We start from the raw sequence: 17467 nt of genomic DNA, 5'->3' as shown, positions 1-17467 counted from the left end.
GTACCTATGAAGTACGCCCAGTCCATCCTGGACCTCATCGGCAATACCCCGCTCATCAAACTCAACCACGTGACCGAGGGCATCAAAGCCACAGTCCTGGTGAAGCTGGAGTACCTGAACCCGGGCGGATCCATCAAGGACCGCATCGCCGCCCAGATGGTGGAGGACGCCGAGCGGGACGGCAAGATCCAGCCCGGCGGGACCATCGTGGAGCCCACCTCGGGAAACACCGGCGTCGGCCTGGCGCTGGTGGCCCAGCAGAAGGGCTACAAGTGCGTATTCGTGGTGCCGGACAAGGTGGGGGAGGACAAACGCGCAGTGCTCCAGGCCTACGGCGCTGAGGTCGTGGTGACGCCCACCGCCGTGCCCCCGGACAGTCCGCAAAGCTATTACGGTGTCTCGGACCGGATCGTCCGGGAAACCCCCGGGGCGTACAAGCCGGACCAGTTCTCGAATCCCGCAGCCCCCGAAAGCCACTACCGGACCACCGGCCCGGAAATCTGGCGGGACACCGACGGCAGGGTCACGCACTGCGTTATCGGTGCCGGCACCGGCGGGACCATCACCGGCACCGGCCGCTACCTGAAGGAGGTTTCGGCCAGCCGGCCGGAGTCCGACGGCGGCGTCGTCCGGATCATCGGCGCGACCCGGAAGGCTCGGTCTACTCGGGCGGCACCGGACGCCCGTACTTCGTCGAGGGCGTTGGCGAGGACATGTGGCCGGCGAACTACGACAAGTCCGTCCCTGACCAGGTAATCGCCGTCAGCGACGCCGATTCCTTCGCCATGACCCGGCGCCTGGCCCGCGAGGAAGGCCTCCTGGTGGGCGGATCCTCGGGCATGGCCGTGGTGGCCGCGCTGCAGGCGGCGCGGGACCTGCCCGAAAGCGCGGTCGTCGTCGTAATCCTGCCGGACTCGGGCCGCGGCTACCTTGCCAAGATCTTCAACGACCAATGGATGCGCTCCTACGGCTTCCTGTCCGGCGGCGAGGAGACGTCCGTGGGCGAGGTCATCAAGTCCAAGAACGGCGAACTGCCGGACCTGGTGCACATCCACCCGAACGAGTCCGTGCGAGACGTCATCAACATCATGAACGAGTTCGGCGTCAGCCACATCCCGGTCCTGTCACAGGAACCGCCGGTGGTCATGGGCGAGGTCCTGGGCGCCGTGGACGAGCGAACCCTGACCGCCAAGCTCTTCCGCGGCGAAGCCAGGCTGACGGACAAGATCTCCGAGCACATGGGCCCCAAGCTCCCCGTGATCGGCTCGCTGGAAACCATCAGCGCCGCCCGCGAGCTGCTGTCGGATGTGGACACCGTCATGGTCACGTTCGTCGGCGCCCCGATCGGCATCCTGACCCGCCACGACCTCCTCGCCTACCTCAGCAACTAAAGGAGCACCATGTCAGCCTCTGCAAACCAAGGTTTCAACACCCGCGCCGTCCACGCCGGGCAGGATTTCGAGCCCCGCACCGGTGCCGTGGTGCCGCCCGTGCACTTCGCCACTACGTATGCCCAGGACGGCATCGGCGGCCTCCGCGACGGCTACGAGTACGGCCGCGGCGGCAATCCCACCCGCGACTCCCTGCAGGAGCAGCTGGCCGCACTGGAGCTCGGCACCCACGCCTACAGCTTCGGGTCCGGCCTCGCCGCGGAGGACGCTCTGATCCGTGCGCTGACCCGCCCGGGGGACCACATCGTGCTCGGCAACGACGCCTACGGCGGGACCTACCGGCTCATCAGCCGCGTGCTGGGTGAGTGGGGGATCGGCAACACCCCCGTGGATATGGCCAACCTGGACACCGTCCGGCAGGCCGTCGCCGCGAACAAGACCCGCCTGCTGTGGGTGGAGACGCCGTCTAACCCGCTGATGAAAATCACGGACATCGCCGCGCTCGCTGGGATAGCGCACGACGCCGGCGCCCTCCTCGTCGTCGACAACACCTTCGCGTCCCCGTACCTGCAGACCCCGCTCGCCCTGGGCGCTGATATCGTGATCCACTCCACCACCAAGTACATCGGCGGGCACTCGGACGTGGTGGGTGGCGCCGTCGTCGTCAAGGACGCGGAGCTGGCCGAAAAGATCGGCTTCATCCAGTTCGCCGTCGGAGCGGTGTCCGGGCCCATGGACGCCTTCCTCACCACGCGCGGCCTGAAGACCCTGGGCGTGCGGATGGACCGGCACAGCCTCAACGGCCAGGCCGTCGCCGAGTGGCTGCTGGAACGCCCTGAGGTGGAGGCCGTTCTGTACCCGGGCCTGCCCACACACCCCGGCCACGAGCTGGCCAAACGGCAGATGCGCAGCTTTGGCGGCATGGTGTCCGTCCAGTTCAAGGGCGGTGAGGCCGCGGCCCGGAAGGTGGCAGAGTCCACCAAGGTCTTCATACTGGCGGAGTCGCTGGGCGGCATCGAGTCGCTGATGAACTACCCGTCGGAGATGACCCATGCCTCGGTCAAGGGCACCGAACTCGCCGTCCCGGTGAACCTGCTCCGGCTCTCCTGCGGCATCGAGGACGTGGAGGACCTGATCGCGGACCTGGAGCAGGCGTTCGCCTCCATCCCCTAGCGGTTTGCAACGAGGCAAGTATCTGGCTTTCTTCAAGAAAGCCAGCTACGCTCCTTCCATGGCACTCCGATCCGACTGGTCCGGCCACAACTGCAGCATTGCGCGCGGCGTGGACATCCTGGGCGACCCCTGGACCATCCTCGTCCTCCGCGAGCTCTTCTTCGGCAACGGCCGCTTTGACGCCATCCGTGCGCGCCTGAAGGTGGCGGACTCGGTGCTCACCAAGCGCCTGGCCGGCCTGGTGGAGGCCGGGCTGCTGAAGAAAAGGGCCTACGACGACGGCGGCCGCACCCGCCAGGAGTATGTCCTCACCGCCATGGGCGAGGACGTCCTGCCGGTCCTGAACGCGGTGACGCTGTGGTCGGAGAAACACCTTGCGGCCCCGTCCGAGCAGGCCCACCTCCACGTCATCCACTCCGGCTGCGGCCAGCCCACCACGTCCGCCGATACCTGCACCGGCTGCGGGGAGCGGCTGACTGCCGCAAACACCAGCTGGCACAGCGAGGCCAGGTCCGGGCACCCCATCAAACTCGCCACCGCAATGCCCGGTGCTGGAGCCGCCGCGTGAGCACACGATCCGATGAAGCCGCAGTTCCTGGTGAACGCGAAGCGGCGGCTGTTCCGCGGCCCGCGCCCCGGCGCCGGCTGCACCCCGCCTGGATCGTTGCCGCCGTAGCATTCCTGGCCCTGGTGGGGGCGGCAGGATTCCGGGCTGCCCCGGGCGTGCTGATGGTGCCGCTGCAACAGGAATTCGGCTGGTCCACTACGGTGTTGTCGGCGGCCGTCAGCATCAACCTGGTCCTGTTTGGCCTGACCGCACCGTTCGCCGCCGCCCTGATGGAACGCTTCGGCATCCGGAAGGTCACTGCCCTGGCACTGGTCCTGATCGGCATGGGCAGCGCCCTGACCGTCCTGGTCAACCAGTCCTGGCAGATCCTGCTGACCTGGGGCCTGCTCATCGGGCTGGGCACGGGATCCATGGCCCTGGTGTTCGCCGCCACCATCGCCAACACCTGGTTCGTCAAGAGCCGGGGCCTGGTCATCGGCATCCTGACCGCCGGCAGCGCTGCCGGACAGCTGGTCTTCCTGCCGTTCATCGCCGTGCTCGCGCAGGATCCCGGCTGGCGGCAGGCCTCGCTCCTGATCGCGGCCGGCGCCCTGGCGGTGGTCCCGCTCGTGCTGAAGTTCCTCAAGAACTCCCCGGCCGACGCCGGGGTCCTGCCGTACGGTGCGGAAGCCGGCAGCGCCGCCCAGGCCCCTGCAGCCACGGGCCCGCGGGCGAATGCCGCCGTCCGGGCACTCCAGGTGCTCCGCCGGGCGAGCCGGGTCAGGACGTTCTGGGCCCTAGTGGCCGGATTCGCTATCTGCGGTGCCACCACCAACGGGCTCATCGGCACCCACTTCATTCCCTCCGCCCATGACCACGGCATGCCGGAAACCACCGCCGCGGGCCTGCTCGCCGTCGTCGGCATCTTCGACATCGTGGGGACCATCGCCTCCGGCTGGCTCACGGACCGCTTCAACCCGCGCATCCTGCTGGCCGTCTACTACCAGTTCCGGGGCATCGGCCTGCTGGTGCTGCCCCTTCTCCTGAGCGCCGAGGTGCAGCCGAGCATGATCGTGTTCGTGGTGATCTACGGCCTGGACTGGGTGGCCACCGTTCCGCCCACCGCCGCCATCTGCCGGGAAACCTTCGGCGCGGACGGCAGCGTGGTGTTCGGCTGGGTCTTTGCGGCGCACCAGCTGGGCGCTGCCGCTGCAGCCCTCGCCGCCGGCGCCGTGCGCGACGCCACCGGCCATTACACCTACGCCTGGCTGGGGGCTGCCGCAATGTGCACTGTTGCCGCGGTCATCAGCGCAACCATCCGCCGGAACAGCGGGGCGCGGGATGCGGCGCCGTCCGCCGCCTAGCAGGGCCGCCTACTAGGCTGGCTGCATGCAGACCCCACAGCAAAGCGCCGCCCGCAGCACTGCCCTGGTCACGGGTGCCGGCCGGCTGGCCTCAATTGGTGCCGGCATCGCCCGCCAGCTCGCCGCCGACGGCTGGGACCTGGTCCTGTCCTACTGGCAGGACTACGACGAGCGGATGCCGTGGGGGAGTGAGCCCGAGGACGTCGTCCGCCTGACCGCCGAACTCGAGGCCATCGGCGCGCGCGTCCACGTCCTGTCCGCCGACCTGCAGGATCCGGGCGTGCCGAACCGGCTCATGGCCGAGGCCGTGCAGCTGGCGGGGCCCTTGCAGGGGCTCGTGCTCAGCCACGCGGAGTCCGTCGACTCCGGAATCCTGGACACCAGCCTGGAATCCTTCGAACGGCACTTCGCCGTTAACACGCGGGCCAGCTGGCAGCTGATTGCCGCGTTCGCCCGGCAGGCCACGGACGACGGCGGCGCGATCGTTGCGCTGACCAGCGATCACACAGCGTTCAACCTGCCTTACGGTGCCTCGAAGGGGGCGCTGGACCGGATCGTCATTGCCGCCGCCCGCGAGCTGGGCCCCCGGAACATCTCCGCGAACGTCCTCAACCCCGGGCCTGTGGACACAGGCTGGATGGATGATGCCATCCGGGAAGAGGTTCTCCAGCGCCAGCCCACCGGCCGGCTCGGGACCCCGGCGGACGTCGCGGGGACCGTGGCGTTCCTGCTCTCGCCCGCAGGCCGCTGGGTGTCCGGCCAGCTCATCAAGGCCGACGGCGGCTTCTCGGCCTAGCTGCCCAACTGGGTAGCAGTTCTTGCCGTTTTGGGCCCCCAAAACGGCATCTACTGCCAGCCAGTTGGGGGAGGAGTTAGCGGAAGGCGCCGAGACCGGTGATGTGCTGGCCAAGGATCAGGGTGTGGACTTCGTCGGTGCCCTCGTAGGTGCGGACGGACTCCAGGTTCGCGGCATGCCGCAGCGGCGGGTAGTCCAGGGTGATCCCGTTGCCGCCCAGCACGGAGCGGGCCTCCCGGGCGATGGCCAGTGCTTCCCGGACGTTGTTCAGTTTCCCCAGCGAAACCTGCTCGGGCTTCAGCATCCCCGCATCCTTGAGCCGGCCCAGGTGCAGGGCCAGCATGGTGCCCTTCTGGATCTCCACCAGCATGTTCACCAGCTTCTCCTGCGTGAGCTGGTATCCGGCCAGCGGCTTCCCGAACTGCAGCCGCTCCTGCGAGTACGCCAGGGCCGCCTGGTACGAATCCCGGGCAGCCCCCATCGCGCCCCAGGCGATGCCGTACCGCGCCTCGTTCAGGCAGGTGAGCGGGGCGCGCAGCCCGCGCGCAGCCGGCAGCAGGGCCTCCGGTCCCAGCCTGACGCCGTCGAACACCACATCGCACTGGACGGAGGCCCGCATGGACAATTTCTGCGTAATGGGGGTGGCCGTCACGCCCGGGGTGCCGGCAGGCACCAGGAAACCGTGGACGCCGTCGTCGGTCATGGCCCACACCACCATGACGTCCGCCACCGAGGCCAGCCCGATCCAGCGCTTCGTGCCGTCCAGCACCCAGCCCGCCTGGTCGCCGGTGCCGTCACGGCGGGCGGAGGTGGTCATGGACGAAGGATCCGAACCCGCCGCCGGTTCGGTCAGGGCGAAGCACCCGATCACCTCGCCTGCCGCCATCCGGGGCAGCCATTCCTGTTTCTGTTCCTCGGAACCCCATTTATGGATGGCCGTCATGGCCAGCGACCCCTGCACCGACACGAACGTCCGGATCCCGGAATCGCCGGCCTCCAGCTCCATCGCCGCCAGGCCATACTCGACGGCGGACCGGCCGGGGCAGCCATAGCCCTCCAGGTGCATCCCCAGGACGCCCAGCTCGCCGAGTTCGGGGGCAAGCTCCAGCGGGAACACGGCCGCGTCGTACCAGGCGGCGATCCCAGGCCTGATCCGCTGGTCCGTGAAGTCCCGGATCCGCTGGCGAAGGGCAAGCTCGTCCGGGGAAAGGAGCCCGTCGAGGGCCAGCACATCGGAGGGATCGGGGCCCGGCACCTCTGCAGCGTCGCTCATCGCAGGGCCTACCCCTGGTTCCGTGCGGCGGCCACGGCAGACGGATTGCCGGTGAAGTAGCCGCGGGTCGAGGGCAGGAAACGGCACACGACGGCCAGGACCACGCCCAGGGCGAGCAGCACCACGCCGCTGATGAAAGCGCCGCCGACGCCGAAGATCTCCGTATCGCCGTAGGCCGGGTCCCACATCTGCACCGCTGAGATGAAGAACGCGGCGGTCAGGAGCAGTGCCCCGGTCAGGGGCAGCATCCCGCGGAACCACAGGTTGCGGGCGGATGTCCGCAGCGTGCCCCGGAAGTACCAGAAGCAGGCGAATCCGGTAAGGGCGTAGTAAAAGGCGATGAACAGGCTGATGGCGCTGATGGAGTCCGAGAGGAGGTTCTCGCTGAGGAAGCTCATCGCCACGTAGTAGGCGATCGCTGCCGCGCCCATCACCTGCGTGGAGAACCCGGGGGTCTGGTTCCGCGGGTGCACCTCGCCGAACTTCGCCGGCAGGGCCCCGTGGACACCCATGGACAGCGTTCCCCGGGCGGTGGGCAGGATGGTGGTCTGCGTGGAGGACAGCACCGAGGCAAGGACCGCGACGACGATCAGCCAGCCCCATGGCCCCAGCACCACGTCCTTCATGGCCACGAACACGTCGTCCTGGTTGGCCTCGTTCCCCAGGCCGATGCCCTCGCTGCCCACGGTGGCGTACATCATCACGAGCAGCGCGACGGAGACATAGATCGCCACCAGGACGAACGCGGAGATGACGGCGCCGCGGCCCGGTGTGGTCCTCGGGTTTTCGGTTTCCTCGTTCACCGCCAGGCAGGTGTCCCAGCCCCAGTAGATGAACAGCGCGAGGAGCACGCCGTGGACCACGGCCCCGGGATCGGCGAAGGCGCCCACCGGTTGAACCACTCGAAATCAAACGCCTGGCCCTCCGGCGGACCCCCGACAATCCGGACAATGATCGCCAGCGCGAAGATGCCCAGCGCAATGTACTGCACATAGGTCAGGACCCGCTGGACGTGTTCGCCCAGCCGGATGCCGCGGTAGTTGACCAGGGTCATCACGGCGATGAACAGCACCCCGGTAGCGGTGACCAACACCTTGTTCTCCGCCAGCGAGCCGTCACCGGCCAGCAGCCACAGGTACTGGCCGGCCACCTGCGCCAGGTTGGCCAGGACCACGATGCCGGCGAGCGCCACGCCCCAGCCGCCCAGCCAGCCCGCCCAGGGTCCGAAGGCGCGGCGGGACCAGGTGAACGTGGTGCCGCAGTCCGGGATGGCACTGTTGAGCTCGCGGAAGGCGTAGGCGATGAACAGGACCGGGATGAAACCCAACAACAGGATCAGGGGAGTGTAGTTCCCGTTCACTGCCACGATCAGCGAGTGTTGCCGCCAGCGAATATACCGGCGCCGTCGAGGCCAGGCCGAGCATCACGGAGTCGCCAAGGTCGAGGATCCCGGCGCGGAGGCCCTTGGCCGGGACCGGGGTGCCGGGCGCGCCCGCCGGGCCTCCCGCCGTCGTCATGTCTGTGCTCATGCTGTCACCGGATTCATAGTGCGATACCTGCTTTGCTGGAGGAGGCCACGGCCGAAAGCGGCGCCGGCGCGTCGATGGTGTTGGGCACGAAGCGGCAGAAGTAGTCCGTGACGGGGCCGTCCGATTCGCGGATGCCGCAGCCCACGGACTCGCCGTCCACCACCCACAGGCCGAGGACCGGGTGGTTGCCGTCGAGGTCGGGCAGCTGGTGGTACTGCTGGTAGCACCAGCCCTCACGGCCGTACCCGCCGGGCTGTTCCAGGCTGACGCCGTCGGCATGGATCCGGATATTGTCTCCTTCACGCCCGTGCAGCGGCTTGGCCACCCATTCCTTCAGCGGCCCCGGCCCGTCCAGGTAGGCCGGGAGCAGGTTGGGATGCTCCGGGTACAGGTGCCAGAGCGCGGCGAGCAGGGCCTTGTTGGAGAGCAGCATCTTCCAGGCCGGCTCCACCCAGCGCGGATTGTGGGCGCGTTCCAGCAGGCGGGGACCGAACGGCTCCTTCATCATCAGCTCCCAGGGGTAGAGCTTGAAGATGGTGCTGATCATGAAGTTGTCCAGGTCCACGAAGCGGTTGAGGTTGGGGTCCCAGCCGATATCGGACATGTTGATGCCGATGGTGGTCCACCCGGCCTGGGCGGCCACGTCCCGCATGTAGGCGGCGGTCATCCAGTCCTCGCCGGACTCCTCCACCTCAGAGTGGGCCACGTGCAGGGTGCTCATACCGGTGCGGTACTGGAACTTCTTCCACTGCCGGATCAGCGCCTCGTGGATGCCGTTCCACTGGTCCTTCCCCGGGAAGACGTCCTGCAGCCAGAACCACTGGGCCACGGCTGCCTCGATCAGCCCGGTTGGGGTGTCGGCGTTGTATTCGAGCATCTTGGCCGGGCCGCCCTGCCCGTCATAGATGAAGTCGAACCGGCCGTAGACGTCCACGTCGCCCGCCTGCAGGGATTCGGCGGCGAGTTCCAGCGCCTGCGGTCCGATCCCGATGGTGCCCATGGCCCCGGTGGCAAGGAACTTGGCCGCCTCCAGGCACATGCGGTGCATTTCCTCTGCGGTCTCCTCGAGGGTTTCCACTTCGTCCATGCTGAACTCGTAGTAGGCGGACTCGTTCCAGTATTCGATCGTCCGGCCGTCATCCATGGTGGTGGTGGAAAAGACCAGGCCCTGTTCCTCGATCTTCTGCTTCCAGCCGGGACGGGGTTCACTCAACAGCCGCTTCACTTAGCCCCCCGAAACCTTGCCGCCGCCACCGCTCGTTCCGCTCTTGGCGCTGGTACCGAAGCCGCCGCGGCTGACGGTGCCGCCCTGGGTGCTGTACCCGGTGGAGGCCTTCGCGCCGCTGGGCACCGTCCGGGTGTAGTTGGGGGCGGTGGACCGGTTCTGCCCCAAGGGCGGCACATAGGCTCCGCGGGAAAAGAAGTACCAGGCGTAGACCCCGCCGGCCCGCCCGGCAGAGCTGTCGCAGTTGCGGTCCTCCACGCGCTCGCCGGTTTCGTCGTTGAAGCACACCTGGCGTATTCGGGCTCGTCCTGGTTGCTGGCCACCACGGCGGTGATGGTGCCGGCCAGCAGCGCTGTCACGCCCAGTCCGACGACGACGGTGCGCCGCTGTGAGCGCTTCTTCCGGGCGGCTGCCTCGTCCAGCTGCCTTTCCCGGTCGCGGGCAAACGGATCCACCGGCGTGACGGGTTCATTGAGCAGCTCGGGGCGGAGCTCAGGCTTGGGCACCTGCCAGGGCGGCGGCTTCGGACTGTCCCCGCCTGGCTCGGCGCCGCCGCTGGGCCGGCGCTCCGGATCCGGCCTGTTCGGGTCCTGCTTGTCTGGGTCCACGGCGTCCCCCTCAGTTATCCACGTGAATTGGGCACAGCGCTGCACCCCCAATATGCAATCCTCGAATCAGCGTAGTCCCTGCCGGCCCGGGCGGCGAGCATGCCGCAGGGGAGAACTGCCCATCCCTTCCACGCGCGGAACGTGACCCTACACTGGAGCCATGGAAACCGCGTCCCTGCTGGCTGTCTGCCGTGTTCACCAATTGCTTCCGGATGCCTCGAGCGTGGGAGTGACCGCCATTGACAAGCGCCCGGTGGAGGGTCCGGTCAAGGTGCACCGGCTGGGCCTGCAGGGCGACATCCAGGCGAACCGGGTCCACCATGGCGGCCCGGACCAGGCCGTCTACGCGTACTCGCAGGCTGACGCCGACTACTGGGCCGCTCAGCTGCAGCAGGACCTGCCGCCCGGCTCGTTCGGCGAAAACCTCCGCGTGGCCGGGATCGATGCCACGGCCGCCGTGATCGGGGAGCGCTGGAAGATCGGGCTCGACGTCGAACTCGAAGTCACGTCGCCGCGGACACCGTGTGCCACGTTCCAGCGGCGGCTGGGGGAGCGCCAGTGGGTTAAGCGCTTCACGGAAGAGGGCCGGGTGGGGGCGTACCTGAGGGTCATCAAGACGGGCAGCATCCAGGCCGGAGACCACATCCACCGGACCTACGTTCCAACGCACGGCATCACGGTGGGCCAGTGGTTCAGCGAGCCCAGTGTTGAGCTGATGGAGGCGCTTAAGGATGCGGATGCCGATGGCGAGATCCGGTTGCAGCAGCCCGAATTCAACAACAAGTTCGAGGCCCTGCAGCGCCAGCTGCGCGGCTGACTGACGGGAAATTACGACGGCGGAGGTGCCGCATGTGCCCAAGCTCACCGCCGCCGTCGGGCACCTGATTTCGGGGACACCGCCCCGGTGCCGTACACTTGAAACATCCCCCACTCCGGAAATCCCTTATTCCTGCCCAATTTTTGAGGCAGGACTGGCAAGTGTTGGGGCCCGCAACTGTGATGCGGGCAGTTTCATAGGGAGAGCCGGCTGAAGAAAACGCTGTACAGACTGCTGGGATAGCAGCCAAGAGATGCAGCGCGAAGTCCTGCCATGGGATTGCGAAAGCGCCGGACTTCTGTGACCGGCCGGTCAATGTTTGCCCGGCATCCACGGCACATGTACTGCGGCTCCGCTCACCCTGGGTAGTGCCGCCTGGCCCCCTATGGATGAGGAATCTTTCCCTATGCCCGAAAACCAGAACGACACCATTGAAACTGCCGCCGCCGTGATCGACGCGGAGGCAGCTGCCGCCGCCGAAGCCCCGGCCGCAAGCCCTGAAGCCGAGTCCGAGGACAACAGCGTCAAGTTCGCCGACCTCGGCATCGACGGCCGCGTCCTCGCCGCGCTGCAGGATGTCGGCTACGAAAAGCCGTCCCCCATCCAGGCAGCCACCATCCCGCTGCTGCTCGAAGGCCGCGACGTCGTCGGCCTGGCGCAGACCGGTACCGGCAAGACTGCAGCATTCGCAGTGCCGGCACTGTCCCGCCTGGCCGAACTCCACGACCTGAACGGCCCGTCCCGCAAGACGCAGGCCCTGGTCCTCGCCCCGACCCGTGAGCTGGCGCTCCAGGTTGCAGAGGCCTTCACCTCCTACGCCAAGCACATCGACGATTTCACCGTCCTCCCGGTCTACGGCGGCTCCGCCTACGGACCCCAGCTCGCCGGCCTGCGCCGCGGTGCCCAGGTCGTCGTCGGAACCCCCGGCCGTGTGATCGACCACATCTCCAAGGGCTCGCTGGACCTCTCCGAACTCCAGTACCTGGTGCTGGACGAGGCTGACGAGATGCTGCGCATGGGCTTCGCCGAGGACGTGGAGCAGATCTTCCAGCAGACCCCGTCGGACCGCCAGGTGGCCCTGTTCTCGGCAACCATGCCCAGCCAGATCCGCCGCATGTCCAAGCAGTACCTGAACGACCCCGCCGAGATCTCGGTCAAGACCAAGACCTCCACGGGCACCAACATCCGCCAGCGCTACCTGCAGGTCATGGGCCCGCACAAGCTGGACGCGATGACCCGCATCCTCGAGGTTGAAGAGTTCGACGGCGTCATCGCCTTCGTGCGCACCAAGATGGCCACCGAGGACCTGGCGGACAAGCTGAAGTCCCGCGGCTTCCAGCTGCCGCCATCAACGGTGACATCCCGCAGCAGCAGCGCGAGCGCACTGTTGACGCGCTGAAGGAAGGCCGCATCGACATCCTGGTGGCCACCGACGTCGCCGCCCGTGGCCTGGACGTGGAGCGCATCAGCCACGTCATCAACTACGACATCCCGCACGACACCGAGTCCTACGTGCACCGCATCGGCCGCACGGGCCGTGCAGGCCGCAACGGCGACGCGATCCTCTTCATGACGCCGCGGGAGAAGTACCTGCTGCGCGCCATCGAGAAGGCCACCCGCCAGCCGGTGGAGCAGATGCACCTGCCCACCGCCGAGACCGTGAACTCGCTGCGCCTGGGCAAGTTCGCCGAGCGCATCACCGAGACCCTGGAGTCCGAGGACGTTGCGGTGTTCCGCGACCTCATCGCTTCCTACGAGGAAGAGCACAAGGTCCCGGCGGCCGAGATCGCTGCTGCACTGGCAGTCATGGCCCAGGGCGGTCAGCCGCTGCTGGTCAAGGAGCTGCCTGCAGCCCCTGAGTTCCAGAAGCGCGAGCGCTCCAAGGACGGTTTCGGCTCCCGTGGGCCGACCCGCGCCCTGACCGAGGGCAACGCCACCTACCGGATCGCGGTGGGGCGCCGCCAGCGCGTCATGCCCGGCTCCATCGTGGGCGCCATCGCCAACGAGGGCGGCATCTCCTCCTCGCAGATCGGCGGCATCGACATCCGTTCGGACCACTCCCTGGTGGAGCTGCCCGCGGACCTGAGCGCCGAGCAGCTGCGTGCCCTGTCCCGCACCCGGATCGGCGGCGAGCTGATCCACCTGGAGCTGGACAACGGCCGCCGGCCCTCCGGTGACCGCCCCAGCTACCAGGGCAACCGTGGCGGCAACTTCAAGGGCAACGGCGGGTTCAAAAAGGAGTTCCGGAAGAACGACGGCGAGCGCAGCTCCGCCGACCGCGGCGGCCGCTCCTACAGCGAGCGCTCGGAGCGCAGCTTCAGCGACCGCGGACAGGCCAGCGACTCCCGCTTCGGCGGCCACGGCGACGGCTCCCGCAAGCCCCGCCACGGCACCGACGGCGGACACCGCGACTTCAACCGCAAGGGCAAGTGGTAAACCCTTCGGGTAGACACGCATCCCTCCGATGGGCCGGCTTTCGAGCCGGCCCATCGGCATTTAACCCCCCGATTTTTGTCCACATATGGCGACTTCCGGGCCGTCCAGGCCGCCATATCTGGACAAAAACTTCTACTGGTGTGGGGCTTGCCACATTTCCACGCCGCTGCGGTGGCGGAGCGGGTCTGAAGCTCCCGGTTTTGCGTCGTGCGGGTGCCCGCGGATCCATGTATTGGCGCGGGAACCGGAGGTAAAGGGGCGGCGAATTGCAAGTGTTTCACGGCTTCCTGAGCCCTCCTCGCGCCGATTTGTTGGGAGCAAAATCTTCCGGTAGAGTATTTACTCGTTGCCCCCCTAGCTCAGTGGTAGAGCGCGTTCTTGGTAAGAACGAGGTCACCGGATCGATTCCGGTGGGGGGCTCTGAATGAGGGCCTGTGTCAAGGCGGTTTTGACCGGCTTGACACAGGTTTTTCTCATTCGTGGCGGTGTAGCTCAGTTGGTTAGAGCGCACGACTCATAATCGTGAGGTCGGGAGATCGAGCCTCCCCACCGCTACAGGACAAGCCCCCGGAATCCATGGGATTCCGGGGGCTCTTTGTTGTCTGCGGGGATACGTCCTCACGCCCTGCGTTCCGGATCCCACCCCAGCCTGCGGCTGAGCTCCAGAGCTGCGCGCTCCAGGGCTGTAAGGATCACGTCTTCCGGAATGCCTGCAGTAGCGGCCGGAACGCGGGCGGACTGCGTGTCGTAGGGGCGGGTCACGGCAATAGACGCCACCACCCGCCCATTCCTATCGCGGACAGCTTTGGCGACTGACGTCAGCCCTTCTGTCACCTCCCCAAACTCGCGCGCAAACCCCTGCCTGCGTGTGGCTGCCAGCTGCTGGGTGAGTTCGGCGTATGTCCGCGGGCCCCGCCCGGTCCGTTGGATGAAAGCAAAATTGGGCGGGAACAGGGCCCTCAGCTGGTCATGATTCATGCCGGCAAGAATTGCTCGTCCAGACGCCGTTAAGTGCGCTGGCAGGCGGACGTCCTTAGCGGTGACCAACGGCGCCCGCAGGGGCGCGGTCTCTTCGTGGATATAGAGCGTTTCATTGCCATGGAGGACAGCCAGGTGGGCCGTTTCACCTACGCTGGCAACTAGGCGGGCCACGACTGGACGGCCGTAACGTGCCAACGGCGCCTGGATGGCAAAGGCCTGGCCAATTTCCAGGGCAGCGACGCCCAAGGCATATGCATGCTCTTCAGGAATGTGGGCTACGTAGCCGAGCGTTTGCATTCCGCGGAGAAGCCGGAAGGTGGATGACCTCGGCGACCCCACTGCCTCAGCAATTCTGGCCGCGGGAACAGGGTTTGCCTGCGTAGCAAGGTAACTCAGGATCTGGAGCGATCTCAGGGTATTGTCCTGTTCACCCCTCAAAACGCCTCCCGTGACCTGAATCTCATATGTGAGACTGCTTTGCCGTCTATTCCATTGTCCTTGCCCTGGATTCACGGTGCGATGGTTCCAGTCAGAAAAATGACCCGCCCGCACAGGCTGGCAAGAATGTCAGGAGACAGACCCATGGCCATCACCTCTCAGGCCCCGCGCACTGCATCGCGCCATATCTGGAAGCTATTCGTATACAGCGGCATAGGTGCGTTCATGTTTTTCGTGCCAGTAACTATTGCCGGAAAAAACACGATCATGCTGGACCACATCGTTTCCTTTCTCCAGGCGAGTATCGGCCCGGTTCTTCCCTTCTATGCGCTGGCCGTCATCGTTGCCGGCGCGGGCTATCCGTTTATTGCCGGAACGTGGAAGAGGTCCCCGGTGGAGGTGGTCTTCTCGCTGCTGAAAGTGGTGGGGATGGTAGTGGGTTTCATGATGGTCTTCCGGGTGGGGCCGGCGTGGCTTTTCGAACCCGGCATGGGGCCCTTCCTGTTCGAAAAGCTCGTGATTCCGGTCGGGCTCCTTGTCCCGATCGGCGCCGTGTTCCTTGCATTGCTGGTTAGCTATGGCCTGCTGGAGTTCATCGGTGTCCTTGTCCAGCGCGTCATGCGCCCTATCTGGCGGACGCCGGGGCGGTCCGCCATCGATGCTGTTGCATCCTTCGTGGGCAGCTATTCGCTCGGACTCCTGATCACCAACCGGGTCTACAAAGAGGGCAAGTACACGGCCCGTGAGTCTGCGATCATCGCCACAGGGTTCTCCACGGTTTCAGCAACGTTTATGGTGATTGTGGCCAAGACACTGGACCTGATGGGCCAGTGGACGGCCTACTTCTGGATCACTTTCCTGGTCACCTTTGCGGTTACCGCCATCACCGTCAGGATCTGGCCGCTTAACAGCATCCCGGACGAATACCACCCTGATGCAGTGCCGCAGCCTGAGGAGGAAGTTTCCGGGCGCCGCCTCTCGGTCGCTTGGCATGAGGCCCGCCAAACGGTGGAAGCAGCACCCTCGCTCGCGGTCAACGTCTGGACCAACGTCAGGGACGGCCTGCTAATGGCGATGGCCATACTCCCTTCAATCCTTTCCATCGGCCTGCTGGGACTGGTCCTTGCGACCTACACTCCTGTCTTCGATTGGCTGGGCTTCCTGTTTTATCCCTTCACGTGGGCGCTCCAGCTGCCCGAACCCATGCTGGTGGCAAAAGCCAGCGCTGTTGGTGTTGCAGAGATGTTCCTTCCCGCACTCCTTGCAGCGGAAGCGGTTCCGGTGGTCAAGTTCGTGGTGGGTGTTGTGTCCGTGTCCGGAATCATCTTCTTCTCCGCCCTGGTCCCCTGCATCATGGCTACGGATATTCCCGTCCCGGTCTGGAAGCTGGTGGTGATCTGGTTCCAGCGGGTGGCGCTGACGCTGATCCTTGTGACCCCCATAGCGTTCCTGATGTTTCCGTCCTAGAACACGACCCCCGCGACCAACCGTGACAACTTCCCCGTTTCGCCGTAAGTTGTGCAGCAGGCGGCGGACGGGGGAATGTGGTGGACTTCTTCAATGAGGTGATGGCGCCCTTCCAGTGGCTCGTCTCCGTCATCATGCTGGCGTTCCATGGCGGCCTGACCGCCATCGGAATGCCGGCCGGGAGCGGCTGGACGTGGACGCTGTCCATCATCGGTCTGGTACTGGTCATCCGCGCGGCCCTGATCCCGGTGTTCCTGGCGCAGGTCCGGGCCCAGCGCCGCATGCGGCTCCTGCAGCCGGACCTGAAGGAACTCCAGGAGAAGTACAAGGGTAAAACGGACCAGCTGTCCCGGCAGGCGATGGCCCAGGAACAGATGGCCCTCTACAAGAAGCACGGCACCAACCCCTTCTCTGCATGCCTTCCGCTGCTGATCCAGGCGCCGTTCTTCCTCGCCCTGTTCCAGGTCCTCTCCGGCATTTCCGGCGCTGCGGCACGGGGCGAGGGCATCGGAACCCTCACCTCCGCCCAGGCGGCCCAGTTTGACGCCTCCAGCATCTTCGGCGCACCGTTGTCAGCGTCCCTGCTGCACGGCGGCGGCGGCAACCAGGCCGCCGTGGCCATCCTCGCCGTCGTCATGATCCTGGCCATGACGGCCTGCCAGTTCGTCACGCAGAAGCTCGTCATGGCGCGCAGCCTCGTCGGCGAGGACCCGGAGAACCCACTCCTCCGCCAGCAAAAAATCCTCCTCTACATCCTGCCGGTCATCTTTGGCGCCGGCGGGATCATCTTCCCCATTGGTGTCCTCATCTACTGGACCGTCTCCAACCTGTGGACCCTGGTGCAGCAGTACCTGGTGACCCGCAAAGCGTGACCGGGCCGCCCGAGTCCTGTCTTCTGCCGGGTATCGCGGGCAGAATGACCCCATGGCCAAGCTGATCTATTCCGGCATCACCTCCCTGGACGGCTACGTCGCTGACCGGAACGGCAGGTTTGACTGGAGCGCACCCGACGAGGAGGTCCACGCCTTCGTGAACGACCTCGAGCGCGACGTCGGAACATACCTCCTCGGCCGCAGGATCTACGAGGTCATGTCCGTCTGGGAAACCATGGGCACCGCCGGCGACCCGCCGGTGATCCAGGATTACGCCCGTATCTGGCAGGGGGCAGACAAGGTTGTCTACTCCACCTCCCTGGCCGGGGTGTCCGCGGCCCGGACCCGGGTGGAACGGGCGTTCAGCCCCGACGCCGTCCGTATCCTGAAAGCAAACACGGACCGGAACATTGGCATCGGCGGCCCCACCCTGGCGGCCCAGGCACTGGAAGCCGGCTGGTGGACGAGTGCCAGCTCTTCCTCAACCCCATTGCCGTGGGCGGCGGCCTCGGTTTCTTTCCGGACGGCCTGGAGACAAGCCTCGAGCTCC

10 protein-coding genes, 2 tRNA genes and 5 pseudogenes are annotated in these 17467 nt (G+C 66.5%); 12 read left to right on the top strand and 5 right to left on the bottom strand.

Going from position 1 to position 17467, the window contains the following annotated elements:
• Positions 1 to 6: 6 nt before the first annotated feature.
• The 5 genes and pseudogenes from G205_RS23415 (at position 7) to G205_RS05760 (ending at position 5271) form a co-directional block, all read left to right on the top strand.
• Positions 7 to 1391: pseudogene (locus G205_RS23415) on the top strand (cystathionine beta-synthase).
• 9 nt (positions 1392 to 1400) lie between these two features.
• Positions 1401 to 2564 (top strand): cystathionine gamma-synthase, encoded by a 1164-nt coding sequence (locus tag G205_RS05775; protein WP_009357153.1) that lies wholly within the window; start codon positions 1401 to 1403, stop codon positions 2562 to 2564.
• A 58-nt stretch (positions 2565 to 2622) separates the two neighbouring features.
• On the top strand, positions 2623 to 3132 hold the full coding sequence (locus G205_RS05770) for a winged helix-turn-helix transcriptional regulator (RefSeq protein WP_009357152.1): 510 nt from the start codon (positions 2623 to 2625) through the stop codon (positions 3130 to 3132).
• Positions 3129 to 4475, top strand: coding sequence for an MFS transporter (locus tag G205_RS05765; RefSeq protein ID WP_009357151.1), 1347 nt, complete (start codon positions 3129 to 3131; stop codon positions 4473 to 4475). The genes G205_RS05770 and G205_RS05765 overlap by 4 nt, the downstream gene beginning before the upstream one ends.
• A gap of 25 nt (positions 4476 to 4500) precedes the next feature.
• Positions 4501 to 5271 (top strand): SDR family oxidoreductase, encoded by a 771-nt coding sequence (locus G205_RS05760; RefSeq protein WP_009357150.1) that lies wholly within the window; start codon positions 4501 to 4503, stop codon positions 5269 to 5271.
• A gap of 76 nt (positions 5272 to 5347) precedes the next feature.
• On the opposite strand, the gene G205_RS05755 is transcribed toward G205_RS05760, so the two are convergent.
• The 4 genes and pseudogenes from G205_RS05755 to G205_RS05740 form a co-directional block, all read right to left on the bottom strand.
• Complete coding sequence (locus G205_RS05755; RefSeq protein WP_009357149.1) at positions 5348 to 6544, bottom strand: acyl-CoA dehydrogenase family protein; 1197 nt, start codon at positions 6542 to 6544, stop codon at positions 5348 to 5350.
• Positions 6545 to 6552: 8 nt separating this feature from the next.
• Positions 6553 to 8073 (bottom strand): annotated as a pseudogene (locus G205_RS05750) (APC family permease).
• A gap of 13 nt (positions 8074 to 8086) precedes the next feature.
• Positions 8087 to 9298 carry a glutathionylspermidine synthase family protein gene (locus tag G205_RS05745; RefSeq protein WP_009357148.1) on the bottom strand — a complete coding sequence of 404 codons (1212 nt, stop codon included), beginning with the start codon at positions 9296 to 9298 and terminating at the stop codon, positions 8087 to 8089.
• A pseudogene (locus tag G205_RS05740) lies at positions 9299 to 9906 on the bottom strand (Tat pathway signal protein). It lies immediately after the preceding gene.
• Between the two features lie 160 nt (positions 9907 to 10066).
• Between G205_RS05740 and G205_RS05735 the strand changes: the two are divergent.
• From G205_RS05735 to G205_RS05720, 4 genes and pseudogenes are all read left to right on the top strand, one after another.
• Positions 10067 to 10723 carry an MOSC domain-containing protein gene (locus tag G205_RS05735; protein ID WP_009357146.1) on the top strand — a complete coding sequence of 219 codons (657 nt, stop codon included), beginning with the start codon at positions 10067 to 10069 and terminating at the stop codon, positions 10721 to 10723.
• Positions 10724 to 11129: 406 nt separating this feature from the next.
• Positions 11130 to 13159: pseudogene (locus G205_RS05730) on the top strand (DEAD/DEAH box helicase).
• Between the two features lie 348 nt (positions 13160 to 13507).
• Positions 13508 to 13579, top strand: a tRNA-Thr gene (locus G205_RS05725).
• 61 nt (positions 13580 to 13640) lie between these two features.
• Positions 13641 to 13714: transfer RNA gene (locus G205_RS05720), tRNA-Met, on the top strand.
• A 63-nt stretch (positions 13715 to 13777) separates the two neighbouring features.
• On the opposite strand, the gene G205_RS23410 is transcribed toward G205_RS05720, so the two are convergent.
• Positions 13778 to 14653 carry an IclR family transcriptional regulator gene (locus G205_RS23410; RefSeq protein WP_160166597.1) on the bottom strand — a complete coding sequence of 292 codons (876 nt, stop codon included), beginning with the start codon at positions 14651 to 14653 and terminating at the stop codon, positions 13778 to 13780.
• Between the two features lie 69 nt (positions 14654 to 14722).
• On the opposite strand from G205_RS23410, the gene G205_RS05710 reads away from it, so the two are divergent.
• The 3 genes and pseudogenes from G205_RS05710 to G205_RS23710 form a co-directional block, all read left to right on the top strand.
• Positions 14723 to 16045, top strand: a complete 1323-nt coding sequence (locus tag G205_RS05710) for a YjiH family protein (RefSeq protein ID WP_009357144.1) — start codon at positions 14723 to 14725, stop codon at positions 16043 to 16045.
• Between the two features lie 80 nt (positions 16046 to 16125).
• Complete coding sequence (gene yidC, locus G205_RS05705) at positions 16126 to 16917, top strand: membrane protein insertase YidC (protein WP_035752198.1); 792 nt, start codon at positions 16126 to 16128, stop codon at positions 16915 to 16917.
• Positions 16918 to 16969: 52 nt separating this feature from the next.
• Positions 16970 to 17314, top strand: a pseudogene (locus G205_RS23710) (dihydrofolate reductase family protein); the annotation flags it as partial.
• Positions 17315 to 17467 lie beyond the last annotated feature (153 nt).

This window comes from Arthrobacter nitrophenolicus (genome assembly GCF_000332815.1).
Classification (GTDB): Bacteria; Actinomycetota; Actinomycetes; order Actinomycetales; family Micrococcaceae; genus Arthrobacter; species Arthrobacter nitrophenolicus.
This window is presented reverse-complemented; position numbering and strand designations above follow the sequence as displayed.

Bases quoted from the DNA above. Each gene is read 5' to 3' on its own strand.
- G205_RS05775 (WP_009357153.1), top strand. From the start codon at position 1,401: ATGTCAGCCTCTGCAAACCAAGGTTTCAACACCCGCGCCGTCCACGCC.
- G205_RS05735 (WP_009357146.1), top strand. From the start codon at position 10,067: ATGGAAACCGCGTCCCTGCTGGCTGTCTGCCGTGTTCACCAATTGCTT.
- G205_RS05760 (WP_009357150.1), top strand. From the start codon at position 4,501: ATGCAGACCCCACAGCAAAGCGCCGCCCGCAGCACTGCCCTGGTCACG.
- G205_RS05770 (WP_009357152.1), top strand. From the start codon at position 2,623: ATGGCACTCCGATCCGACTGGTCCGGCCACAACTGCAGCATTGCGCGC.
- G205_RS05710 (WP_009357144.1), top strand. From the start codon at position 14,723: ATGGCCATCACCTCTCAGGCCCCGCGCACTGCATCGCGCCATATCTGG.
- G205_RS05755 (WP_009357149.1), bottom strand. From the start codon at position 6,544: ATGAGCGACGCTGCAGAGGTGCCGGGCCCCGATCCCTCCGATGTGCTG.